The sequence below is a fragment of the Mycobacterium sp. 360MFTsu5.1 genome (assembly GCF_000383495.1).
GTDB classification, from domain to species: Bacteria; Actinomycetota; Actinomycetes; order Mycobacteriales; family Mycobacteriaceae; genus Mycobacterium; species Mycobacterium mucogenicum_B.
On the sequence record NZ_KB911469.1, the window covers coordinates 57,382 to 79,653 of the forward strand.

A 22,272-nucleotide genomic window follows, 5' to 3' on the forward strand; every position below is an offset into this window, starting at 1 on the left:
CGCGATCGGACTGCCCGTTCCCGCGCGGCCATTTAGGGTTGGCGACATGACAGGGGGCTTACTACCCGCCGGCCAGGCCAGGGTGCAGCCGGTTTTTGCCGATGTCGACACCGGCGTAGACGACGCGATGGCACTGGCCTACCTGCTGGCCAGCGCCGACGCCGAGCTGGTGGGCATTGCGTCCACCGCGGGCAACGTCCCCGTCGACCAGGTATGCGTCAACAACCTGGGGTTGCTGCAGCTGTGCGGTGTCGGCCCCATCCCGGTTTCCAGGGGCTCGAGCGTCCCGCTGGTCGCGCCGTTGCGCACCGCCGAGGACACCCACGGTCCGCAGGGGCTGGGCTATGCGGAACTGCCCGAGCCCAGTGCCGAGTCCGAGACCGGTGGCGTGCTCACCGAGTACGACGCCGCCAAGGCCTGGATTCAGGCCGCCCGCGAATACCCCGGCGAGTTGATCGGTCTCGTCACGGGCCCGCTGACCAACTTCGCGCTGGCGCTGCGGCAGGAACCGTCGCTCCCCCGGCTGCTGCGACGCCTGGTGATCATGGGCGGGGCCTTCGACTACCGCGGCAACACCACGCCGGTGTCCGAGTGGAACATCAGCGTCGACCCGGAGGCCGCGGCTGAGGTGTTCTCGGTCTGGGGCGCGGCGTGGGGTCTGGAGGACCCGGCCCACCTGCCAATTGTGCTGGGGCTCAACCTGACCGAGAACGTTGCGATGACGCCGTCACTGCTGAGCCGGCTGGCGACCGCAGCGGGCGGACCGTCGTCCCCGATGAGCGTGCTGGACGATCGTGGGACGCGGTCATCGTCGTCCAACCCGTTGATCCGGGTGCTGGAAGACGCCATGCGGTTCTACTTCGAGTTCCATTTCGACCAGGGCGAGGGTTATCTGGCACACCTGCACGATCCGCTCGCGGCGGCCGTCGCGCTGGACCCGGACATCGTCCGGTACCAGCAGGCGACGGTCGATGTGGAACTGCTGGGCACGCTGACGCGCGGCATGACGGTCGCCGACTGGCGCGGGCACTGGGGACGCCAGCCCAATGCCCACATCGGCATCGAGGTCGACCCGGTGGCGTTCTTCGATCGGTTCATCGAGCGGGTCGGGGCCTTCGCGTCCAAGCTATGAGGGGTGTTCAGACGACTCCGCGAGCAGACGTAAAACTGTCATTTTCCAACGGAATTCGACAGTTTTACGTCTGCTCGCGAATGTGTCGGCGGCGGAAGTTCAGTCGTCCGTGACGGTGATCTTGACGTCGATGTTGCCGCGGGTGGCGTTGGAGTAGGGGCAGACCTGGTGGGCCTTGTCCGCCAGCTCCTGCGCGGCGTCGTGCTCCAGGTTGGGCAGGGTGATCTCCAGCTCGACCGCCAGGCCGAATCCGCCGTTGTCCAGCTGTCCGAGCGAAACCCGGGCCCCCACAGACGAATCGGTGACATCAGCCTTGGCTTCGCGGGCGACCAGACGCAGCGCCGAGTGGTAGCAGGCGGCGTAGCCGATGGCGAACAGCTGCTCGGGGTTGGTGCCGTTGCCGCTGCCACCCATCTCCTTCGGGATGGCCAGGTCCAGGTCCAGCTTGCCGTCGGAGGTGCGGCCGTGGCCGTCGCGACCTTCGCCGGTGGCCAGGGCTTCTGCGGTGTACAGCGTCTTCATGTCGATCTCCTTGTGGTGGTTGGTGCCAGTGACGCGGGTTGCGTCGGCAAATCAGTGCGATGCGGTGAGCGCATCGGTCAATCGGTGAATCGCATCGCGCAGGTCTGTTGCTTCCCGCTCGGTGATGCCCATCCGGGCGCCCAGCTGTTGGGGAATGCACTGGGCCTTTCCTTCGAGCTTGCGGCCGGCCGGAGTCAGGGTCACCTCGACCTGACGCTCGTCCTGCAGCGACCGTTCACGACGGATGAATCCATTGGCTTCCAACCGTTTCAATAGCGGTGAGAGAGTCCCCGAATCCAGCTGCAGCCGCTCACCCAGGCGCCCGACCGTGACCCGATCCTCTTCCCACAGCACTAGCAGCACGAGGTACTGCGGGTAGGTGAGGTTCAGCTCGGTCAGGATCGGCCGGTAGGCCGCCGTCATCGCTCGCGACGCCGAGTACAAGGCGAAGCAGAGTTGGCGATCCAAGGTGAGTGCGTCCACGTGAAGAACTGTAGCCCACAATTCAGTTGTGCACAACCATAATTTTTTTGTTCTTCCAGCAGGCCTCGAAGATGCCGCTTGGTTCGGGTACTTCCGGCGGCGCCACAGTCCACCCGTCCCTGAGGGGTGCTACGGCGAATGTGCAGCTTCGGACGGTGGACCTGCGAAATATCGAACGAAACCTGCACATTCGTCATAGGAAGCGATCGGCGACCACTGGGTGCTGCCCCGCCCAGGAACTCCATGGTTCGAACTGCAGCGCGGCCTATTCATAAACCCCCTCCACGTACCACCGCCGCTGCCGGTAGCACAGCAGCAGCGCACGACTCTCCCCGTCGTCCCCGATCAACACCTGAGCCCGTGCCGTGCGGCCCTTCCCCCGCTCCGGGTCCCACCAGCGTTCGTCGACCGGCCACGGCCCCGCCCACCAGCGCAGCGCCCCGCGATACCCCGAACCCGTCAGCCCCACCGGATCGGTGGAGAACATGCCCCGGTCCGTCACCCGAACCGAATCACCGCGTACGTCAACAAGTTCCACCGGATCATCCAGCAGGACCACCGGAGCCGGCTCCGGCAGGCGCCCCGGCCACGGCTGGGTCGGATCATTCAGCGGCACCACCTCATCCCCCAGCGGGGTCAGCGTGATGCGCTCGGCCGGCCCTCGCCCACCACTGAGCACCGGCACCTGCACCGCCTCCGGCCCGAGCAGACCCTGGACCCGCACCAGCGCCCGCCGGGCGCGCATCCGGTCGTCATCCCCGGACGATCCCCACAACGGCAACTGCAACGCCGCGGCGGAGACCACCTCGACCGGATGCAGCCGCAACACCGTGATGGGACCGGTGGGTCCGACGCCGCCCAGTCCCCGCCTGGTCAGCCAACCGTCCAGCTGCCACCGCACCCGGTCCGCGGTGGCGTCCTCGGTCAGCGGTTCGGCGCACCGCCAGACCCGTTGCAGTTCCTCACCGTTGGCGGTCACCGCATCGATGGCCAGCCGGGTGCACCCCACCCCGGCGGACTCCAGGCTGCGGTGCAACTGGCCCGCCAGCGAGCGTCCGGCGAATGCCGCCGCGTCCACCCGGTCGATCGGCGGGTCGCAGTCCATCACGGCATCGAGATCCGCCGGTGTCTCCGGCCCGGACGGGCGGCGCGCCGGTTCACCCCGCGAAAACCGGTGCGCGACCACGGCATCGGTACCGAACCGGGACGCCACGTCGGTCCGCGACAGCGCGGCGAAATGCCCGATGGTTCGGATACCCATGCGCCACAACAAGTCCGCCAGTTCTTCCCGGCCCTCGCCGGACAGGCTCGGTTCGGTGGCCAGCTGCCGGATGGACAATCCGGCGAGAAACTGCGCATCCTCACCCGGCGCGAGAATGCGTCCCGCCCGGGCCGCGAAGACCGCCGTGGGCAGCTGGTCGGCGATGCCCACCTGGCATTCGACCCCCGCTGCACCCACCGCGTCGACCAATCGCTCGGCCGCGGTCTGCTCCGATCCGAAATACCGGGCCGCGCCACGCACCGGCAACACCAGCAGCCCCGGCCGCAGCACCTCCGCGCGCGGCACGACCTCGTCGACCGCGGCCGTCACCCCCTCGAAATGACGGGCGTCCCGCGCCGGATCGGCGGTGGCGACGTGCAATTGGGGGCAGCGGGCCTGAGCCTCCCTGCGCCGCAATCCCCTTCGGACGCCCGATGCCCGGGCCGACGCCGAACAGGCCGCCACCCGGTTCGCCAGAGTGACGGCCACCGGTTCGGTCACCGGCAACCCGGCCGCCACTGCCGCCGCCACGGCGGGCCAGTCCATGCACCAGATGGCCAGTACCCGGGACATCTCAGCCACCCACCGCTCGCAGCGGGCGGCCGCGGGCCCGGGTGTCCAGCCGCACCCGGCCGATCCGTCCGCACCCCGGCACCGGATCCCCGGCGCCCGCGCCGACCACCTCGTACCCGCGGACCCTGGCCTCCAGCCGGGCCGTCGCCCCGGGCCAGTCGCCGTCGGTGACCAGCAGGGTGCACTCGCGCTGCCGGGCCCGGGACGCCACCACCCGCGCCCGGCCGGCCGGAACGGACTTGCCGCCCAGGCCGAGCAGCACCAGGTCGAGCCCGTCCATGAGCACCGCGGCCACCTCCACCGGGTCCGGCCCCGGGTCCGGGATGAGCGCGATGCGTTCCAGGTCGGCCCCCATCTCCACCGCGGCCAGCAGCCCGACCTTGGGCTGACCGACGATGGCCGCATACCCACCGGCCGCCGTCACCGTGGCCACCATCCGCAACGGCAGCGAGCGGGCCCCCGAGAGCACCGCGACCGTGCCGCGGGGCAACACGTCAGGCAGCAGCTCAGACTGCGGATCCGATGGTTCCAGCAAACTTTCGGGAACCTTCGGAGCCGGCTCGGTCCGCCCCCGGTCCCGGCCGCGCAAACCCGCCGGTCCCGACATCTCGGCGATCTTGCGCCGGAGTTGTTCCAGCTGGTCAGCGCGGTCAATCCGGCTATTCGCCAGACTGGTCACAGCCGCCACAACAACACCTCCCGCACCATCGGACACTGTCAATATTCGAATATTTGTTCGATACCGTGAGTAAACACCCACCCACCGACACGGTCAAGCCGCCGGTGACCCACAACACCGCCATCGCAGCGTTCTGACCTGTACGCTCGTAACTGGAATAGGTCCGGAAATCCCGCTCGGGGCTTGGTGGACCGCTGCGCTAGTGGAAGGCATGCATCATGCGTTCGAATCGTCTGGTCCACCGCGTCACCGCCGCAGCGGGAGGCACCGCACTCATCGCGATGATCGGCCTCACCGCCGGCTGCGGCGAGGAGAAGAAGGCCCCCGAGACGCCGTCGTCGACCACCACCACCACCACGACCACATCGGCGGTCACCCCGACCGAGAAGTCGATCAGCCCGGGCGGCGGCAACCTGTTCACCCCGTCGGTCACCGCCAACCCGGCGCCCACCGCCACACCGGGCACGCACCGCAACTGACAACTGGCCCGGGTTGCCTACCGGCCCAGCAGAATCCGAGTTCGCGCTACCGTTGGTACATGCCACCGCCGAATCGGACACCACACCGGCGATGGCTGGTTGCCCTGGTACTTGCCGCCACGCTGACGCTGGTGGTCATCAACCTGCCCACCCCGGGCCGGCCGACCGCGGCGCCGGACCAACCGTCGGGCACCATCGACGGTCCCTTTGCGTCGCTGCTCGCCTCCTCGACAGATCTTGGGCCCGCCCATCCGCAGCGCGTCCAGCTCACCGCCACGCTCGATGCGAACCATCGACCGGACGCGCTGATCAATTGGGCTGAGCTGCAACGCCTTTCGGTGCGCTGGCGCCCCGGCGACAACTGGGCCGTCGTCGAAGGCGCCCCCGACCGGATGGGCGCCGCTTTCGGGGTCGAGGTGCACGACTATCGCGGCCGGCGTGGACAGGAGTTCTACGCCGCGCCGCAGCAACCCCAGCTCCCCACCGAACTACAAGGCACGGTCGCCGAATTGGGCCGGATCCTCAGCTACACCCCGCACCACGATTCGGCACCGCAGGACCCGCCGCAGGGTGTCCCGGAACGCGGCCTGACCCCGAGCCACCTGCTCAGCGCCTACCACGCCGACAAGTTGAGCGCCGCCGGCCACACGGGCAAGGGCACCACGGTGGTGGTCTTCGCCTTCAACGGCTACGACCAAGCCGACCTGGACCAGTTCTCCACCACCTTCGGCCTACCCAAGTTCACTCCGACCCTCATCGGCGGGCAACCCGGCGACGAGCGCGGCGAGACCACCATGGACCTCGAGGTGATCCATGCCATCGCCCCCGACGCCCGACTGGTCGTGGTCAACGCCCGTCCGACGGTCACCGGCGACGGCGCGTACGTGAAGATCGGTGAGCTGTTCGAGCAGACCGACCGTGATTTCCCCGGCGCGATCTGGAGCCTGTCGATCGGCTGGGGCTGCGACAAACTGACCACCGCGGCCGACCTCGCACCCGTCCGCTCGGCGTTGGCCGCCGCAGAATCGCACGGCACCTCGGCATTTGACGCCAGCGGCGACCTGGCCGGACTGGAGTGCAAGGGCGGCGACGACTGGGACTCTCCTCCCGGCCCGGCCGACATCGGGCTGGATTCGGTGGCGTCGCTGCCCGAGATGACCAACGTCGGCGGCAGCACCCTGTCCACCGACGCCGACGGCAGGTGGGTGGACGAACAGGCCTGGTTCAACGTCCCGCTCTCCCAGGGCACCGGCGGCGGGGTTTCCACACTGTTCGAGCAGCCACGCTGGCAGGCGGCCGCGGCGAACCAGGTCGACCCGAAGCGCAGCGCCGGAAAGCGCATGACGCCGGACATCTCGGCCGTCGCCGATCCCTACACCGGCGTACGGATCGTGGTGGACAAGGAGGTGGTCGTCGGCGGCGGCACCTCGCAGTCCGCACCGATCTGGGCCGGGCTGACGGCCGTCATGACGCAATACCTCACCGCCAACGGCGGACGTCCGATCGGTGCGCTCAACCCGCTGCTGTATCGGATCGCCACCGGCGCCCCACGACCGGCATTCCGCGATATCACCTTGGGCGGCAACGCCGTTGACACCGCGGGCCCGGGCTACGACCTGGTCAGCGGCCTCGGCACCCCGAACGTGGAGAACCTGGCGGAAAACCTGTTGTTGCTGCAGAAGGTGACGCAATGACCACCCAGCTCGAAGACCGGCCGATGATGGAGTGCGAGGTCTGCCAGCTGGACGTCCCGGCCGGCGAGTACTGCGGGCTGTGCGGCGCGCCGCTGAGCGAACACCGCCACGACGGACCGCATTGGTTGCGCGCGCGGTCGTTCAGCGCCGCCCCCGGCCAGCATCTGCTTCGCCTGTCGATCACCAGCTCGCTGTTCCCGCACCTGTCCCCGCGGTCGCGCACGTCGTTCATGCTCGGGCTCGTCGCCCTGGTGCTCGCCCTGGTCGCCACCGCGATGCTCCGCCTGCCCGGCGCGCTCGTCGCGGTCGCCGTCCTCGGGCTGCCCGTGATCTTCGGAATCTATCTCCGGGAATCCGAATTCAACCAGGACGCACCGCGGGGCAACCTCTGGCTGACCGCCGGTCTCGCCGTCGCCCTGGGCGTCGGGTGGGCGCTACTCACCGGAGCGGTGGCCGCCCGGTCGTACGGCATCCCACTTGGCGCGGGTATCGCGGCGGCCCGCATGCTGCGGACCGGCCTCGGCGCCACGCTCGGTGGCCTACTGCTGATGCAGGTGCCCACACTGGTGATCCGCCTGGTCCGGCCCGGCCATCGAGAAGCCTTGCACGGCTATGCCATTGGCGCCCACGCAGCCATCTATTTCACCGCGGCGGCAACCCTTACCCGGCTGGCCCCACAGTTCGGCACCGGCATGGTCAACCGCGACCGCCCGCTGCAGGGCCTGTTGGTCGAGGCCGGCATCCGCGGCCTGGCCACCCCCATCATCGCCGCCACCGTCGGCGGCCTCATCGGTGCGGCGCTGTGGTTCACCCGGCCACCGAACAAGGCGCACCAACATCGCGGCTACGTCCGGCTGACGCTGACCCTGATCGCGGTGATCGTCGCCGTGGTCTATGCCCTGCTCGGCCTGATCGACGCGGTCCAGCTGCCCCAGTTCGTCCAGCTGGCAATGTATTTCGGGCTCACCCTCGTGGCGCTGCTGGCGTTGCGCGTCGGTTTGCACCTGGCGCTGCTGCACGAGGCCCACGACGACTACAACATGGACGAGCCGCTGCTGTGCACCCAGTGCGGCCACGTGGTGCCCGACGCCCCGTTCTGTGCGGCCTGCGGCGCCGCCACCCGGGCATCGTCACGGGCCGCGCGGCAGAGCCAGCGCACCGACCGCCCGGCACCCGCCGACAGCTTGACGGTGGGACTCCTCCCCGGCTACTCGCTGCACGCCCCTGCCTACGCGACGACGCCGACCCGGACCACGAAACGCGTTCAGGTGACACTGATCTTCGTCCTCGCCGCGGTGGTGGTGGCCGCACTCTTGGTCGGGGTGTCCGGGCTCTTGGAGAAGCCGGCCGTACGGTACGTGTGCCCGCCGGAATGCGGCCATCCGCCCATGGGCCAGCCGGTGACCATCAACCCCCGGTTCACCGCACCCGACGGCTCGTTCAGCGTCGCCTACCCGGCGACCGGATCGGCGTACGAAGTGACCAAGGACGACCACGGCGTGCTGGCCAAACTGCTCGCCGGCGACGGCGGGATGCTGCAGCTGTTCAGCCGGCCCGCGACCGGACGTCAACCGAAAGACATTGCGGCCGAACTGGTCAAGGCGACCTATCCGGATGCCAAGACCGCGTACGAGATTCCGAACGCCATGGTCGGCTACCAGACGGGCTACGGCATCGTCGCCGACTGGTATCCGCAGGGCGCGAGCCGCCAGTACTCCCGGATGCGGCTGCTGGTGCTCGTCGCCGTCAAGAACGACCTGGCACTGATCGCCGCGGCCTCAGGTCCGTACCACCGCTTCGGACCGGACTTCGGCTCCGGGAAGCCGTCCGCGGTCGGCCTGCAGCTGGCCCTCGACATGGGCCAGTACGTCAACAGCTTCGCGTGGCGGGGCGACCCGGCGCGCTGAGCCTCACCCGTCAGCGGAGGGAGATCACTCCCACTCGATGGTGCCCGGCGGCTTGCTGGTGATGTCCAGCACCACGCGGTTCACCTCGGGCACCTCGTTGGTGATGCGGGTCGAAATGCGTTCCAGCACTTCGTAAGGCACGCGGGTCCAGTCGGCCGTCATGGCGTCCTCGCTGGACACCGGACGCAGCACGATCGGGTGCCCGTAGGTCCGCCCGTCACCCTGCACACCCACCGAGCGCACATCGGCGAGCAGCACCACGGGGCACTGCCAGATGCTCTGATCCTGACCGGCCGCGGTGAGCTCCTCGCGGGCGATCGAGTCGGCGCGGCGCAGCGTGTCCAGCCGCGAACCCGTCACCTCGCCGACGATCCGGATACCCAGACCCGGCCCCGGGAAGGGTTGGCGCCCAACGATTTCCTCGGGCAGGCCGAGCTCGCGGCCGACGGCACGCACCTCATCCTTGAACAGCAGGCGCAGCGGCTCGACAAGCTTGAACTTCAGGTCCTCGGGCAGGCCGCCGACGTTGTGGTGGCTCTTGATGTTGGCGGTACCAGTGCCGCCCCCGGATTCGACGACGTCCGGGTAGAGCGTGCCCTGCACCAGGAATTCGATCTCGGACTCGCTGGATCCCAGGGTGTCGCGCACCGCGCCCTCGAACGCCCGGATGAACTCGCGGCCGATGATCTTGCGCTTGCCTTCGGGGTTGGTCACCCCGGACAGGGCGTCGAGGAAGCGGTCGGCTTCGTCGACGGTGACGAGCTTGGCACCGGTCGCGGCGACGAAGTCGCGTTCGACCTGCTCCCGCTCGCCGGCGCGCAGCAGGCCGTGGTCCACGAACACACAGGTCAGCCGGTCACCGATGGCGCGCTGCACCAGCGCGGCCGCCACCGCCGAGTCGACGCCGCCGGACAGGCCGCAGATGGCCTGGCCGTCGCCGATCTGCTCGCGCACCTGCTCGACCAGCTGGTCGGCGATGTTGGCCGCGGTCCAGGTCGCGCCAATGCCGGCGAAGTCGTGCAGGAACCGGCTGAGCACCTGCTGGCCGTGCGGGGAGTGCATCACCTCGGGGTGGTACTGGACGCCGGCGAGCTTGCGGGCCCGGTCCTCGAAGGCGGCGACCGGCGCGCCCGGGCTGGTGGCCACGACGTCGAAACCGGCGGGCGCCGCGGTGACCGCGTCGCCGTGGCTCATCCACACCGGCTGCGTGGCGGGCAGGCCCGAATGCAGTTCGCCGCCGGCGACTTTCAGTTCGGTCCGGCCGTACTCACTGGTGCCGGTGTGCGCGACGGTGCCGCCGAGCGCCTGCGCCATGGCCTGGAACCCGTAGCAGATGCCGAACACCGGAACGCCGAGATCGAAGATCGCCGCGTCCAGTTGCGGCGCACCTTCCTCGTAGACGCTGGACGGGCCACCGGACAGCACGATGGCCTGCGGGTTCTTGGCCTTGATGTCCTCGACCGTCGCGGTATGCGGCAGCACCTCGGAGAACACCCGAGCCTCGCGGACCCGGCGGGCGATCAGCTGCGCGTACTGCGCACCGAAGTCGATGACCAGAACGGGCTGTGAAGCTGGTGTTTGCACCCGCTCAGTCTAGTGGTGGGCGGCCGGCGGCTCTGCCAGCCGCTCGGCGGCCGCGCCGACCGCGGTGCGGACGTCGTCGTCGGTCATCTCGCCGAGCCCCAGCGCGGACCGCAGGAATGGCCCGAGCAGGCGCCATCCGAGTTGCAGCGCGATGATGTTGCCCACCGCGAGCCGGGCCTGATTCTCGTCGGCGTACCGGGGCAGAAATTCGTCGAGCAGGCGCGCCATGTTCGGAAACGTGGTCTGCAGCTCCCCGACCGGGTACCCGTCGAGCGCGGCCCGGGCGATCACCCGCAGCTGCCGGTCCACCGCCGCGTCGATCACGTCGGCCGGTGCATCGGTGTCGATCAGCTCTTTGAGCCGTTGCCCCAGGTGGTCCAGCACCGCTCCGACCAGCTTTTCCTTGGAGCCGAGGTGCCGGAACACCAGCCCGTGGTTGACGTTCGACTTCGCGGCGATGTCCCGGATCGACGTGGCCGCGGGACCGCGCGCGGCGAACAGCTCCGATGCGGCCTCGAGAACGGCCGCGACAACCTCGTCGCGACCCACTGGCACACCTGTAGTCATGTGGCTACACTAGCGTCCACGTGCTGTAGTCAGTTGACTACAGCCGTCTTGCCCGAAAGGAACGTCATGCTCAACGCCACCAAACTGACCAGCAAGATCGGTGCCGTCATCGACGGCGTGCGGCTGGGCGGTGACCTGTCCCCCGAGACCGTCGCCGAGATTCGCGCCGCGCTGCTGGAACACAAGGTCATCTTCTTCCGTGGCCAGGACCACCTCGACGACGCGCAGCAGCAGGCCTTCGGGGAACTGATGGGTGATCTGGTCGGCCATCATTCGATGAAGCGCGCCGGTGCACCCAAGATCACCCCGATCGACTCGGAGTACGGCAAGGCCAACCGGTGGCACACCGACGTGACGTTCATGCCCGACTACCCCTCGGCATCGGTGCTCCGGGCCGTCACGCTGCCGACCTACGGCGGTTCCACCCTGTGGGCCTCCACCGTCGCGGCCTACGAGGCGTTGCCCGCGCCGCTCAAGGCGCTGGTGGAGAACCTGCGGGCCGTGCACTCCAACCGGTTCGACTACCTCAAGGACGTCACCGTGGATACGACCCACCTGACCGACGAGCAGAAGGGCTACCAGGCCGAGTTCCAGAAGCCCGACTTCCGCACCGAGCACCCGGTGGTGCGCGTCCACCCGGAGACAGGTGAACGCGCCCTGGTGGCCGGGCAGTTCGTGCGCGGCTTCGTCGGCCTGGACAGCTACGAGTCGGCTGCCCTGCTGGAACTGCTGCAGCGACGAATCACCATGACAGAGAACACCGTTCGCTGGAACTGGCAGCCCGGCGACGTCGCGATGTGGGACAACCGGGCCACCCAGCACCGCGCCGTCGACGACTACGACGGCCAGCACCGGCTGATGCACCGCGTCACGCTGACCGGCGACGTCCCTGTCGACATCCACGGCACGCCCAGCCGCATCATCAGTGCGGCATAGCGACGAGGCATAACCGCGCCGAAAAGCGGGAAAGGACACAGCAGAACCGCTCCCGACCGAAAGAGCAACCATGCTGGGTCTCCCCGACGCCGTGCACGCCTGCCTGTTCGACCTCGACGGCGTCCTGACCGACACCGCGAGCGTGCACAAAAAGGCCTGGAACTCGATGTTCGACGACTACCTGCGGCACCGCGCCGAACGTGACGGCGAACCGTTCGTCCCGTTCGACAGCCACGACGACTACCTGCAGTACGTCGACGGCAAGCCGCGCCAGGACGGCGTCCGCTCGTTCCTGCGCAGCCGCGGCATCGACCTCCCCGACGGCAACCCGGACGACCCGCCGGACGCCGAGACCGTCGCCGGTCTGGGCAACCGCAAGAACGAGATGTTCCAAAAGGTCCTGCACGACGACGGTATCGAGGCGTTCAGCGGGTCCCGGCGATATCTGGAGGCGGTTGCCGCCGCCGGGCTCGGCGTCGCGGTCGTGTCGTCGAGCGCCAACACCCGTCAGGTGCTCGACGTCACCGGCCTGTCCCGGTTCGTCCAGCAGCGGGTCGACGGCGTGACCCTGCGCGACGAGCACATCGCAGGAAAACCGGCACCGGACTCGTTCCTGCGGGCGGCACAACTATTGGGCGTCGAACCGGCGGCGGCCGCCGTCTTCGAAGACGCGCTGGCCGGTGTCGCGGCGGGCAGAAACGGCCGATTCGGCTACGTCGTCGGAGTGGACAGAGCCGATCAAGCCGCGCAGCTACGCAGCAGCGGCGCAGACGTCGTGGTCCGCGACCTGGCCGAGCTGCTGTAGGCCGCCGATGATCACCCAGGAATCATTTCCCGTCGAGCCATGGCAGGTCCGCGAGACCCAACTGGACCTCGACCTGCTGGCGCAGTCGGAGTCGGTGTTCGCATTGTCCAACGGGCACATCGGCTTTCGCGGAAATCTCGACGAAGGGGAACCGCACGGACTGCCCGGCACCTACCTCAACTCGTTCTACGAAACCCGGCCGCTGCCGTACGCCGAAAGCGGATTCGGCTACCCGCAGGGCGGTGAGACCATCGTCGACGTCACCAACGGCAAGATCATCCGCCTGCTGGTCGACGACGAGCCATTCGACGTCCGATACGGCGAACTCATCGACCACGAGAGAATCCTGGATCTGCGTGCCGGCACTCTCTCACGCACCGTGCACTGGCGGTCACCGGCCGGAAAACAGGTGCGGGTCACGTCGGTTCGGCTGGTCTCACTGGCCCAGCGCAGCGTCGCGGCCATCGAGTACATCGTCGAGGCCATCGACGAATTCGCCCGTGTCACAGTGCAATCGGAGTTGGTCGCCAATGAGGACCAGCCGCAGACGTCCGGGGATCCCCGCGTCGCGTCGGCCCTTGCCAATCCACTGCAGCCGATCCACCACGAGCACAACCAACACAGCGCCCTGCTGATCCACCAGACCAAGCGCAGCGGCCTGATGATGGCCGCCGCGATGGACCACGAGATCGAGGTCCCGGGCCGTGTCGAGGTGAGCACCGACGCACGCCCAGATCTGGCGCGTACCACCGTGATCTGCGGGCTGCGACCGGGGCAACAACTGCGCATCGTGAAATACCTGGCGTACGGCTGGTCCAGTCTGCGGTCCCGGCCCGCGCTGCGCGACCAGGTCGCCGGTGCGCTGGCCGGCGCGCACTACAGCGGGTGGCAGGGTCTGCTGGATCTGCAGCGCGCCTACCTCGACGATTTCTGGGACAGCGCCGACGTCGAGGTCGACGGTGACCCCGACTGCCAGCAGGCCGTGCGGTTCGGGCTGTTCCACGTGCTGCAGGCCAGTGCGCGCGCCGAATGCCGCGGCATCGCCGGCAAGGGGCTGACCGGAACCGGCTATGACGGTCACGCCTTCTGGGACACCGAAGGTTTCGTGCTCCCGGTGCTCACGTACACGAAACCGCATACCGTCGCCGACGCGCTGCGCTGGCGCGCCTCGACCCTGGAGTTGGCGAAAAGCCGTGCGGCCGAACTGGGTTTGCGCGGCGCGAGCTTCCCGTGGCGCACCATATCCGGGCCCGAGTGCTCGGCCTACTGGCCGGCTGGTACCGCGGCGTGGCACGTCAACGCCGACATCGCGATGGCGTTCGAGCGCTACCGCAACGCCACCGGGGACGAATCCCTTGAACTCGACTGCGGCCTGACCGTGCTGGTCGAGACGGCGCGATTGTGGATGTCGTTGGGACACCACGACCGACACGGCATCTGGCATCTCGACGGCGTCACCGGTCCCGACGAATACACCGCGATGGTGCGCGACAACGTCTTCACCAATCTGATGGCGGCGCACAACTTGCGAGTCGCCGCCGATGCATGCACGCGGCACCCCGACAACGCCTACGCCATGGGCGTGACCAACGAGGAGACCGCCGCCTGGCGTGACGCCGCAGCCGCCGCGCACATCCCGTACGACGACGAGCTCGCCGTGCATCCGCAGTGCGAGGGCTTCACCACCTTCGCCGAATGGGAGTTCTCGTCCGACACTGCCTATCCCCTCTTTCTGCACCACCCGTACGTGCGGCTGTATCCGGCGCAGGTGATCAAGCAGGCCGACCTGGTGCTGGCGATGCAGTGGCAGGGCCACGCCTTCACCGCCCAGCAGAAGGCGCACAACGTCGACTACTACGAGCGGCGCACGGTCCGCGATTCGTCGCTCTCCGCGTGCACGCAGGCGGTGATGTGCGCCGAGGTCGGCCACCTGGAACTGGCGCACGACTATGCCTACGAGGCGGCGTTGATCGATCTCCGCGATCTGCACCACAACACCCGCGACGGGCTGCACATGGCGTCGCTCGCCGGTGCCTGGATCGCGCTGGTCGCGGGTTTCGGTGGTCTGCGCGACGACGAAGGCGTCCTCGCCCTCGACCCCCAGCTGCCGGACAGCCTGGCCCGGCTCCGGTTTCGGTTGCGATGGAGGGAATTTCGGATCACTGTCGATGCGACGCACAGCGAGGTGACGTACACCCTGCGCGACGGCCCCGACTCCACCCTGGCCATCCGGCATGCCGGCGCCGACCTCACACTGAGTACGCGCGAGCCGACCGTCGTCGACGTCACGCCGCGGCAGTCGCTACTGCCCCCACCGCCGCAACCACCGGGCCGGGCGCCCACACACCGGCGGTTCAACACCGCCTGAGCCCCGGGGATTTGTGCACGATTTTCCGCGGTCAGCGCGGAAAATCGTGCACAAATCCCTGCTAAACCGGGGTGATCGGGAGCCGGCGCAGCGCGCCGGGAGCATCGGCAGGGACGACGGGACGGTCCGGCACGATCGGTTCGATCCGCCGGTAGGGTTCACCCTGTGCCGGACGTGCGTCGTCCTGCCCCTTGTTCGGCCACAGCGACGCCGCGCGCTCGGCCTGCGCCGCGATCGAAAGTGATGGATTCACACCGAGATTCGCGGAAATCGCGGCACCGTCGGTGACGAACAGCGTCGGGTAGTTGTAGACGCGGTGGTAGGGATCGATGACGCCCGTCTGGGCGCTGTCGCCGATCGCCGCGCCGCCCAGGAAGTGGGCAGTCAGCGGGATGTTGAACAGCTCGCCCCAGGTGCCGCCGGCGATGCCGCCGACCTTCTCGGCCATCCGCCGGGTCGCCTCGTTGCCGACCGGGATCCAGGTCGGGTTGGGCTCGCCGTGGCCCTGCTTGGACGACATGATGCGGATGCCACCGGGTCCGCGCTTGGTGAACGTGGTGATCGAGTTGTCGAGGTGCTGCATCACCAGCGCGATCACGGTGCGCTCGCTCCACCGCTTGGGGTTGAGCAGCCGGATCAGCTCACGCGGGTCCTCGCCGGCCTGGTCCAGGAACTGCTTCCACCGCGGCACGTCGGTGCCCTGCGGGCCGGCGCCGTCCGTCATGAGCGTCTGCAGCATGCCCATGGCGTTGGAGCCCTTGCCGTACCGCACGGGTTCGATGTGGGTGTCGGGCGTCGGGTGGATCGACGACGTGATGGCCACGCCGTGCGTCAGATCCATGTCCGTGGGCACTTCGCGGGTCTGGGCGCCCACGATCGACTCGGAGTTGGTCCGGGTCAGCACGCCGAGCTTGTCCGACAGCTTGGTCAGCTTGCCGGTGTCGCGCACCTTGAACAGCAGCTTCTGGGTGTTGTAGGTGCCGGCCGCCACGATGAGGTACTTGGCGGTGAAGGTCCGCTTGCCGCGCCGCACCTTGCCGTTGGTGCGTCGGGTCGACACCTCCCACAGCCCGTCGCCGCGCTGCTCGAAGCTGGTGACCGTGGTGAGCGGATGTACTTGTGCCCCAGCCTTTTCCGCCAAGCCGAGGTAGTTCTTCACCAGGGTGTTCTTGGCACCGTGCCGGCAGCCGGTCATGCATTCACCGCACTCGATGCAGCCGGTGCGGGCCGGGCCCGCCCCACCGAAGTAGGGATCCGGGACCGTCTTGCCGGGCGTCTTCTCGCCGTCCGGTCCGAAGAACACACCGACGGGCGTCGCGACGAAGGTGTCGGCGCACCCCATGTCCTCGGCGACCTCTTTGATGATCTTGTCCGCGTCGGTGAACGTCGGGTTCTTGACCACACCGAGCATGCGCTGCGCCTGCTCGTAGTGCGGCATCAGTTCGGCGCGCCAGTCGGTGATGTTCTTCCACTGCGGGTCGTTGAAGAACGGGTCCGGCGGGATGTAGAGGGTGTTGGCGTAGTTCAGCGAACCACCGCCGACACCCGCACCGGCCAGGATCATGACGTTGCGCAGGAGGTGGATCCGCTGGATGCCGTACATACCGAACTTGGGGGCCCACAAGAACTTTCGCAGGTCCCACGAGGTCTTTGCGAAGTCGGCGTCGGAATACCGGGGGCCGGCTTCCAACACTCCAACGCGGTAACCCTTCTCGGTGAGCCGGAGGGCGCTGACGCTGCCTCCGAAACCCGAGCCGATGATCAAGACGTCGTAGTCAGGCTCCATGGCAGAAGTATGGACCTACCGCTCGGTAACCAGCTACCAAGGTATGCCTAACTCGCTACCGCCGGTACTAGCTACCGACGGTGAGGCCCACCTTCTGGAACTCCTTGAGGTCGCAGTACCCGGCCTTGGCCATCGAACGGCGCAGGCCACCGACCAGGTTGACCGAGCCGAACGGGTCGTCGGACGGGCCATTGAGGACCTGGTCGAGCGACGGCCGCTCACCCAGCGCGACCTGCAGCAGCGCGCCGCGCGGCAGCGACGGATGCGCCGCCGCGGCCGGCCAGAACCAGCCGTCACCAGGCGCTTCGGCGGCAGCGGCCAACGGGGTGCCCAGCAGGACGGCGTCGGCGCCGCAGGCGATGGCCTTGGCCAGGTCACCCGAGGTGTGGATGTCGCCGTCGGCCAGCACGTGCACGTAGCGGCCGCCGGTCTCGTCGAGGTACTCGCGGCGCGCGGCGGCGGCGTCGGCGATGGCGGTCGCCATCGGCACGCTGATGCCCAGGACCTCGTCGCTGGTCGTCGCGCCATAGGTCGAGCCGTAGCCGACGATGACGCCGGCCGCGCCGGTGCGCATGAGGTGCAGCGCGGTGCGGTGATCGAGCACGCCGCCGGCGACCACCGGCACGTCCAGCTCGGAGATGAAGGTCTTGAGGTTGAGCGGCTCACCGTCGGAGGCGACGCGCTCGGCCGAGATGATGGTGCCTTGGATGACCAGCAGGTCGATCCCGGCCGCGACCAGCGTCGGCGTCAGGGCCTGGGCGTTCTGCGGGCTCACCCGCACCGCGGTGGTGACGCCTGCTTCCCGGACGCGCGCCACGGCGGCGCCGAGCAGCTCCGGATCCAGCGGGGCCGCGTGGAGCTGCTGCAGCAGCCGGACGGCTGCCGACGGGTCGTCTTCCTTGGCCGCCAGTTCGACCACCTGAGCGAGCTTGTCCTCGACATCGCGGTGACGGCCGATCAGGCCTTCACCGTTGAGCACGCCGAGGCCACCGAGGCGGCCCATCTCGATGGCGAATTCGGGCGACACCAGCGAGTCGGTCGGGTGCGCCAGGACCGGAATCTCGAACCGGTAGGCGTCCAGCTGCCAGGCCGTCGAAACGTCCTGGCTGGAGCGGGTGCGCCGAGACGGCACGATGTTGATGTCGTCCAGCTCGTAGGTACGACGAGCGGTCCGGCCCATGCCGATTTCGACCATGTCACGCATGTGTTCTTTGACTTCCCTGTCAGTTAGCGCGAGGAATAGTTCGGTGCTTCGACGGTCATCGTGATGTCGTGCGGGTGGCTTTCCTTCAAGCCCGCCGCCGTGATCTGCACGAACTGCGCCTGCTGCAGTTGCTCGATGGTGGCCGAACCGGTGTAGCCCATGGCAGCCCGCAGACCGCCGGTGAGCTGGTGAATGACGGTGGACAGCGGACCGCGGAACGGCACCCGCCCCTCGATGCCCTCGGGCACCAGCTTGTCCTCGGACAGCACGTCGTCCTGGAAGTAGCGGTCCTTGGAGTAGGACTTGCCCTGACCGCGGCCCTGCATGGCGCCGAGCGACCCCATGCCGCGGTAGCTCTTGAACTGCTTGCCGTTGACGAAGATGAGGTCACCCGGCGATTCGGCGGTACCGGCCAACAGCGAGCCGAGCATGGCGGTCGACGCGCCCGCGGCCAGGGCCTTGGCGATGTCGCCCGAGTACTGCAGGCCGCCGTCGGCGATCACCGGCACGCCGTAGGGCCGGCACGCGGCCGTCGCCTCGAGGATCGCGGTGATCTGCGGAGCGCCGACACCGGCGATGACGCGGGTGGTGCAGATGGAGCCGGGCCCGACGCCCACCTTGACGGCGTCGGCGCCGGCCTCGCACAGCGCGGCAGCGGCGGACCGGGTGGCGACGTTTCCGCCCACGACCTCGATCTTCTCGCCCACGGCCTTCTTGAGGCGGGCGACCATGTCCAGCACGCCACGGTTGTGGGCGTGCGCGGTGTCGACGATCAGGACGTCGACACCGGCGTCGGCCAGCGTCATGGCGCGCGTCCAGGCGTCGTCACCGACACCGACCGCGGCACCGACCAGCAGACGGCCGTCGCTGTCCTTGGTGGCCAGCGGGAACTGCTCGGTCTTGACGAAGTCCTTGACGGTGATCAGCCCGGTGAGCTTGCCGTGTCCGTCGACGATCGGCAGCTTCTCGATCTTGTGCCGGCGCAGCAGGCCCAGCGCGGCCTCGGCCGAGACGCCCTCCTGGGCGGTGATCAGCGGAGCCTTGGTCATCACCTCGGCGACGGCCTTGTCCTGGTCGACCTCGAAGCGCATGTCGCGGTTCGTGATGATGCCGACGAGCTGCCCTGTCGTGTCCACGACGGGCAGGCCGGAGATCCGGAAGCGGGCGCACATGGCGTCGACCTCGGCCAGGGTGTTGCTCGGCGAGCAGGTGACCGGGTCGGTGACCATGCCGGCCTCGGACCGCTTGACGGTCTCGACCTGTGCGGCCTGCTCGCTCAGCGGCAGGTTGCGGTGCAGCACGCCCATGCCGCCGGCACGAGCCATCGCGATGGCCATCCGCGACTCGGTAACGGTGTCCATGGCCGAGCTGACGAGCGGCACCCGCAGCCGGATGTTGCGCGTCAACTGGCTGGACGTATCGGCGGTGGCCGGGATGATGTCGGACGCCGCGGGCAGCAGAAGGACGTCGTCGAAGGTCAGCCCGAGCATCGCGACCTTGGTCGGATCGTCACCGCCGGTCGGCACCGGAACGGAGATGGGAACGCTGCTTTCAGCGATCGACATGGGTGGGGCCTCCAGGGCAGACACAGTCGTGGAACTAAAAAGCCATCCTATCGGCCCAGACTGCGTGCAACGAACTCCACTCTGTGGCGGCTCGCCGGGGTAACGGCTGGCGCATCGTCGGGGGTGATAAGTAGGGTGGACCTGTGCGTGACCACCTGCCGCCGGGCTTGCCACCCGACCCGTTCGCCGACGATCCCATGGACCCGTCGGCCGTTCTGGATGCGCTGGAGCCCGGACAACCCCTGGACCCGCAGGAACGCATGGCCGTCGAGGCCGATCTCGCCGATCTGGCAGTGTACGAAACACTGTTGGCACACAAAGGCATTCGCGGCCTCGTCGTCTGTTGCGACGAGTGTCAGCAGGACCATTACCACGACTGGGACATGCTGCGGGCGAACCTGCTGCAGCTGCTGGTCGACGGCACCGTCCGTCCCCACGAGCCGGCCTACGATCCCGAGCCTGATGCTTACGTGACGTGGGACTACTGCCGCGGTTATGCCGATGCCTCGCTCAACGAGGCGACCTCGGAGCACGACGGCTACCGCTGATTTTTTCTGTTGACGTGCTGGATGTCACGTCTGGCCACGTTGAAGTTGCGCTGAGGGCGAAAAAGCCGAGTAGGCGGAGCCGTGGCTACAGAGTCAACGGCCGAGGCCCGGCGAATTCCGTTGAGTCCGCGCTGACGGCACAAATGGCCGAGTAACCAGCACCCCCACTACAGGCTCAACAGCCGAACCCGGCCGAATTCCGTTGACCCTGCACTCAGGGCACAAAAGGCCGAGTAGACAGAGCCGTGACTACAGAGTCAACGGCCGAACAACCTCAGTGCTCTCCGCGTCCCGATCCTGACGGGGCCTGCGTCGTCGTCACGACGGACCGCTCCCGCGTCGGCTCGGGCTGCGCTTCCTTCGTTGTCGGCGCCACGGTGGGCTGCACAGCTGGGGCTGTCGGTGCAGGTGTGGTCACCGAGGGCACTTCGACAGTCGGGGCAACGGTCGTGACGGTCTGCGCGGGCGCCGGGTTCTGCGTCGACGGCGCGACCGTGGCCGTCTGTGTGGCAGTCGCCGTGGGCGGCTTGGTGACGACGGGCTCGCTCGAGGGCACTGTGGCGGGCGAAGTCCCTGTCGCTGTCGCCGTCGCGGTCGACGACGGCACCGACGCCGAGGTGGCCGTCGACACCGAGGACGACGTCGCCGAGGTGACGGACGAGCTGCTCGCCGACGAAGAACCGGCCGTCTCTGTCGGGGACGCCGCACTCGTAGAAGAAGACGTGCTCGTCGACTCCGACGGCGAGGTCGACGTACTGCTCGACGTCGTGGACGTGTCGGTCGAGGTGGCCGTCGTGGACGAAGTGGTCGACGAGGTGGTCGTCGACGTGCTGGACGACGAAGTCGAAGACGACGTCGTCTCCACCACCGGCACCGGCAACAGGGTCAGCGGCGAGGACGGCAGGACCGGCATCGGCTCTCCCGGCGGCGGCAGCGTCGCCGCGGGGTTCTGCTCGACCACCTTGTAGGTCAAGGCATTCCACTGCTGGATCAGCTGTTGCTTGTGCTCCGGGGCGTCGACGCTCTGCACGGTCGGGCTCAGCGCCTGGAGCTTCTCCTGCGCCTGCTGCCACTGGCCGTTGTCGATCAGCTGCTGCACCTGCTGCATCTCGGTCTGCGCGGCCAGCATCACCTGGTCGTCGCGGCTGGCCTTTTCGGCGCCGAACATCGCCGTGTGCAGGCCGTAGAGCGACGAGTTCGGGCCGGCAGCGTAGATCGCGGTGCCGAAGCCACCCAGGCACAGCAGCGCGGCCGCGACCGAGCCGACGATCGTCAGCGATGTCCGAGATTCCTTGCGGTGCAACCCGTTCTGCAGCGCCGCGACCGCGTCGCGGGCCGTGACGGGCGTCGTCACCGCGGGTTCGCGGATGCTGTCGCGCCAGTCGGCGAGCAGGAACGCCAGCTCGGCTTCGGTGGAATCCGTCGAGTACGCGTGCTGGTCGGCGGCGAGCGCGTCGAAGAATCGGTCGACGCGTCGAATCTCGTTGAGCGAGGGGTCGCCGCCGCCCGGCGGCCATTGTCCGGAGTCAGGCATGGCCGCGCTCCGTCGAACCGATCTCGGTCTTCAACCGCGCCAACGCGCGGTGCTGCGCGACGCGGACCGCGCCGGCGGTGCTGCCGACGGCCTCGGCGGTCTCCTCGGCGCTCATGCCGACGACGACGCGCAGGATCAGGATTTCGCGCTGCTTCTCGGGCAGCACGGCCAGCAGGCGGTTCATCCGGGCCGCCGAGTCGGCGTCGATGGCCAGCTGTTCGGGGCCCAGCTCGGTCGAGGGGCGGTCCGGCAGATTGTCGGTGGCTTCAGCGCGGTTGCGGCCGGCGGCACGATGCGCGTCAGCAACCTTGTGAGCGGCAATGCCGTACACGAAAGCCAGGAACGGCCGTCCCTGGTCCTTGTACCGCGGCAGCGCCGTGATCACAGCTAAACACACCTCCTGAGCCACATCGTCTGCGGAAACACCCTGTCGCTCGCCGACCCCGAAGCGCGCACGGCAGTACCGAACGACGATCGGGCGGATGGTTTCCAGCACCTTGCGGAGCGCGTCGCGATTGCCGGCAACTGCATCAGCAACGACAGCATCGAGACCATCTCCCGAAAATGTCATCGTGGGCGCAATCTCCAGCGTTACGGACGAGGCAGTGCCGTGGTTGGTATGTCAGGACAACAGTAATGACTGGT

Annotated in this window: 19 protein-coding genes; 8 read left to right on the plus strand and 11 right to left on the minus strand. The window is 68.4% G+C overall.

All coding sequences use genetic code 11. The features are described 5' to 3' along the window. Nucleotides 1-46 precede the first annotated feature (46 nt). Nucleotides 47-1,132: a nucleoside hydrolase gene (locus tag H289_RS0119335; protein ID WP_051128538.1), complete on the plus strand. Its 1,086-nt coding sequence runs from the start codon at nucleotides 47-49 to the stop codon at nucleotides 1,130-1,132. A gap of 99 nt (nucleotides 1,133-1,231) precedes the next feature. On the opposite strand, the gene H289_RS0119340 is transcribed toward H289_RS0119335, so the two are convergent. The 4 genes from H289_RS0119340 to imuA' form a co-directional block, all read right to left on the minus strand. Next, nucleotides 1,232-1,654 (minus strand): organic hydroperoxide resistance protein, encoded by a 423-nt coding sequence (locus H289_RS0119340; protein ID WP_020102468.1) that lies wholly within the window; start codon nucleotides 1,652-1,654, stop codon nucleotides 1,232-1,234. A 51-nt stretch (nucleotides 1,655-1,705) separates the two neighbouring features. Beyond that, nucleotides 1,706-2,137 carry a MarR family winged helix-turn-helix transcriptional regulator gene (locus H289_RS0119345; RefSeq protein ID WP_020102469.1) on the minus strand — a complete coding sequence of 144 codons (432 nt, stop codon included), beginning with the start codon at nucleotides 2,135-2,137 and terminating at the stop codon, nucleotides 1,706-1,708. Between the two features lie 265 nt (nucleotides 2,138-2,402). Next, nucleotides 2,403-3,971, minus strand: coding sequence for a Y-family DNA polymerase (locus H289_RS0119350; RefSeq protein ID WP_036420915.1), 1,569 nt, complete (start codon nucleotides 3,969-3,971; stop codon nucleotides 2,403-2,405). A gap of 1 nt (nucleotide 3,972) precedes the next feature. Continuing rightward, nucleotides 3,973-4,659 carry a DnaE2-dependent mutagenesis accessory factor ImuA' gene (gene imuA' / locus H289_RS0119355; RefSeq protein ID WP_020102471.1) on the minus strand — a complete coding sequence of 229 codons (687 nt, stop codon included), beginning with the start codon at nucleotides 4,657-4,659 and terminating at the stop codon, nucleotides 3,973-3,975. A 209-nt stretch (nucleotides 4,660-4,868) separates the two neighbouring features. Here imuA' and H289_RS0119365 point away from each other — a divergent pair, with 209 nt between their 5' ends. The 3 genes from H289_RS0119365 to H289_RS0119375 are packed head-to-tail and all read left to right on the plus strand — an operon-like array spanning nucleotide 4,869 to nucleotide 8,730. Then, nucleotides 4,869-5,129, plus strand: a complete 261-nt coding sequence (locus H289_RS0119365; RefSeq protein WP_020102472.1) for a hypothetical protein — start codon at nucleotides 4,869-4,871, stop codon at nucleotides 5,127-5,129. Between the two features lie 59 nt (nucleotides 5,130-5,188). Further along, nucleotides 5,189-6,823, plus strand: coding sequence for a S53 family peptidase (locus tag H289_RS0119370; RefSeq protein WP_020102473.1), 1,635 nt, complete (start codon nucleotides 5,189-5,191; stop codon nucleotides 6,821-6,823). Next, nucleotides 6,820-8,730 (plus strand): hypothetical protein, encoded by a 1,911-nt coding sequence (locus H289_RS0119375; protein WP_020102474.1) that lies wholly within the window; start codon nucleotides 6,820-6,822, stop codon nucleotides 8,728-8,730. Before H289_RS0119370 ends, H289_RS0119375 begins: the two co-directional genes overlap by 4 nt. A gap of 24 nt (nucleotides 8,731-8,754) precedes the next feature. Here H289_RS0119375 and guaA read toward each other — a convergent pair whose 3' ends face one another. Together guaA and H289_RS0119385 are read right to left on the minus strand one after the other, a co-directional pair. Next, a complete protein-coding gene (guaA, locus tag H289_RS0119380) occupies nucleotides 8,755-10,314 on the minus strand; it encodes a glutamine-hydrolyzing GMP synthase (RefSeq protein WP_020102475.1) in 1,560 nt (519 codons plus the stop codon). Nucleotides 10,315-10,323: 9 nt separating this feature from the next. Beyond that, nucleotides 10,324-10,881: a TetR/AcrR family transcriptional regulator gene (locus H289_RS0119385; RefSeq protein ID WP_029105462.1), complete on the minus strand. Its 558-nt coding sequence runs from the start codon at nucleotides 10,879-10,881 to the stop codon at nucleotides 10,324-10,326. A gap of 66 nt (nucleotides 10,882-10,947) precedes the next feature. Between H289_RS0119385 and H289_RS0119390 the strand changes: the two genes are divergently transcribed. From H289_RS0119390 to H289_RS0119400, 3 genes are all read left to right on the plus strand, one after another. Further along, nucleotides 10,948-11,817, plus strand: a complete 870-nt coding sequence (locus tag H289_RS0119390) for a TauD/TfdA dioxygenase family protein (protein WP_020102477.1) — start codon at nucleotides 10,948-10,950, stop codon at nucleotides 11,815-11,817. Nucleotides 11,818-11,887: 70 nt separating this feature from the next. Continuing rightward, nucleotides 11,888-12,622, plus strand: coding sequence for a beta-phosphoglucomutase family hydrolase (locus H289_RS0119395; RefSeq protein ID WP_020102478.1), 735 nt, complete (start codon nucleotides 11,888-11,890; stop codon nucleotides 12,620-12,622). A 7-nt stretch (nucleotides 12,623-12,629) separates the two neighbouring features. Beyond that, complete coding sequence (locus H289_RS0119400; protein WP_020102479.1) at nucleotides 12,630-14,990, plus strand: glycoside hydrolase family 65 protein; 2,361 nt, start codon at nucleotides 12,630-12,632, stop codon at nucleotides 14,988-14,990. 61 nt (nucleotides 14,991-15,051) lie between these two features. Here the strand turns inward: H289_RS0119400 and H289_RS0119405 are convergent, their stop codons facing one another. The 3 genes from H289_RS0119405 to guaB all read right to left on the minus strand — a co-directional run bounded on the left by H289_RS0119405 (nucleotide 15,052) and on the right by guaB (nucleotide 19,545). After that, nucleotides 15,052-16,776, minus strand: a complete 1,725-nt coding sequence (locus H289_RS0119405; RefSeq protein ID WP_020102480.1) for a GMC family oxidoreductase — start codon at nucleotides 16,774-16,776, stop codon at nucleotides 15,052-15,054. A 67-nt stretch (nucleotides 16,777-16,843) separates the two neighbouring features. Continuing rightward, nucleotides 16,844-17,971 (minus strand): GuaB3 family IMP dehydrogenase-related protein, encoded by a 1,128-nt coding sequence (locus tag H289_RS0119410; RefSeq protein ID WP_029120956.1) that lies wholly within the window; start codon nucleotides 17,969-17,971, stop codon nucleotides 16,844-16,846. Nucleotides 17,972-18,003: 32 nt separating this feature from the next. Then, entirely contained in the window at nucleotides 18,004-19,545 is a 1,542-nt protein-coding gene (guaB, locus tag H289_RS0119415; RefSeq protein WP_020102482.1) for an IMP dehydrogenase, read from the minus strand. Nucleotides 19,546-19,688: 143 nt separating this feature from the next. On the opposite strand from guaB, the gene H289_RS0119420 reads away from it, so the two are divergent. Beyond that, nucleotides 19,689-20,093, plus strand: a complete 405-nt coding sequence (locus H289_RS0119420) for a DUF5319 domain-containing protein (RefSeq protein WP_020102483.1) — start codon at nucleotides 19,689-19,691, stop codon at nucleotides 20,091-20,093. A 274-nt stretch (nucleotides 20,094-20,367) separates the two neighbouring features. Here H289_RS0119420 and H289_RS30860 read toward each other — a convergent pair whose 3' ends face one another. Beyond that, nucleotides 20,368-21,627, minus strand: a complete 1,260-nt coding sequence (locus H289_RS30860; RefSeq protein ID WP_020102484.1) for an anti-sigma-D factor RsdA — start codon at nucleotides 21,625-21,627, stop codon at nucleotides 20,368-20,370. After that, nucleotides 21,620-22,198 (minus strand): sigma-70 family RNA polymerase sigma factor, encoded by a 579-nt coding sequence (locus H289_RS0119430; protein WP_020102485.1) that lies wholly within the window; start codon nucleotides 22,196-22,198, stop codon nucleotides 21,620-21,622. Before H289_RS0119430 ends, H289_RS30860 begins: the two co-directional genes overlap by 8 nt. Nucleotides 22,199-22,272: the final 74 nt, after the last annotated feature.

What these genes read in the sequence shown, in the direction of transcription:
- guaB (WP_020102482.1), bottom strand. Translation starts at nt 19,545, where the DNA reads ATGTCGATCGCTGAAAGCAGCGTTCCCATCTCCGTTCCGGTGCCGACC.
- H289_RS0119430 (WP_020102485.1), bottom strand. Translation starts at nt 22,198, where the DNA reads ATGACATTTTCGGGAGATGGTCTCGATGCTGTCGTTGCTGATGCAGTT.
- H289_RS0119335 (WP_051128538.1), top strand. Translation starts at nt 47, where the DNA reads ATGACAGGGGGCTTACTACCCGCCGGCCAGGCCAGGGTGCAGCCGGTT.
- H289_RS0119405 (WP_020102480.1), bottom strand. Translation starts at nt 16,776, where the DNA reads ATGGAGCCTGACTACGACGTCTTGATCATCGGCTCGGGTTTCGGAGGC.
- H289_RS0119340 (WP_020102468.1), bottom strand. Translation starts at nt 1,654, where the DNA reads ATGAAGACGCTGTACACCGCAGAAGCCCTGGCCACCGGCGAAGGTCGC.
- H289_RS0119410 (WP_029120956.1), bottom strand. Translation starts at nt 17,971, where the DNA reads ATGGTCGAAATCGGCATGGGCCGGACCGCTCGTCGTACCTACGAGCTG.
- H289_RS0119385 (WP_029105462.1), bottom strand. Translation starts at nt 10,881, where the DNA reads ATGACTACAGGTGTGCCAGTGGGTCGCGACGAGGTTGTCGCGGCCGTT.
- H289_RS0119370 (WP_020102473.1), top strand. Translation starts at nt 5,189, where the DNA reads ATGCCACCGCCGAATCGGACACCACACCGGCGATGGCTGGTTGCCCTG.
- H289_RS0119365 (WP_020102472.1), top strand. Translation starts at nt 4,869, where the DNA reads ATGCGTTCGAATCGTCTGGTCCACCGCGTCACCGCCGCAGCGGGAGGC.
- H289_RS0119400 (WP_020102479.1), top strand. Translation starts at nt 12,630, where the DNA reads ATGATCACCCAGGAATCATTTCCCGTCGAGCCATGGCAGGTCCGCGAG.
- H289_RS0119375 (WP_020102474.1), top strand. Translation starts at nt 6,820, where the DNA reads ATGACCACCCAGCTCGAAGACCGGCCGATGATGGAGTGCGAGGTCTGC.
- H289_RS0119390 (WP_020102477.1), top strand. Translation starts at nt 10,948, where the DNA reads ATGCTCAACGCCACCAAACTGACCAGCAAGATCGGTGCCGTCATCGAC.
- H289_RS0119395 (WP_020102478.1), top strand. Translation starts at nt 11,888, where the DNA reads ATGCTGGGTCTCCCCGACGCCGTGCACGCCTGCCTGTTCGACCTCGAC.
- H289_RS0119350 (WP_036420915.1), bottom strand. Translation starts at nt 3,971, where the DNA reads ATGTCCCGGGTACTGGCCATCTGGTGCATGGACTGGCCCGCCGTGGCG.
- H289_RS30860 (WP_020102484.1), bottom strand. Translation starts at nt 21,627, where the DNA reads ATGCCTGACTCCGGACAATGGCCGCCGGGCGGCGGCGACCCCTCGCTC.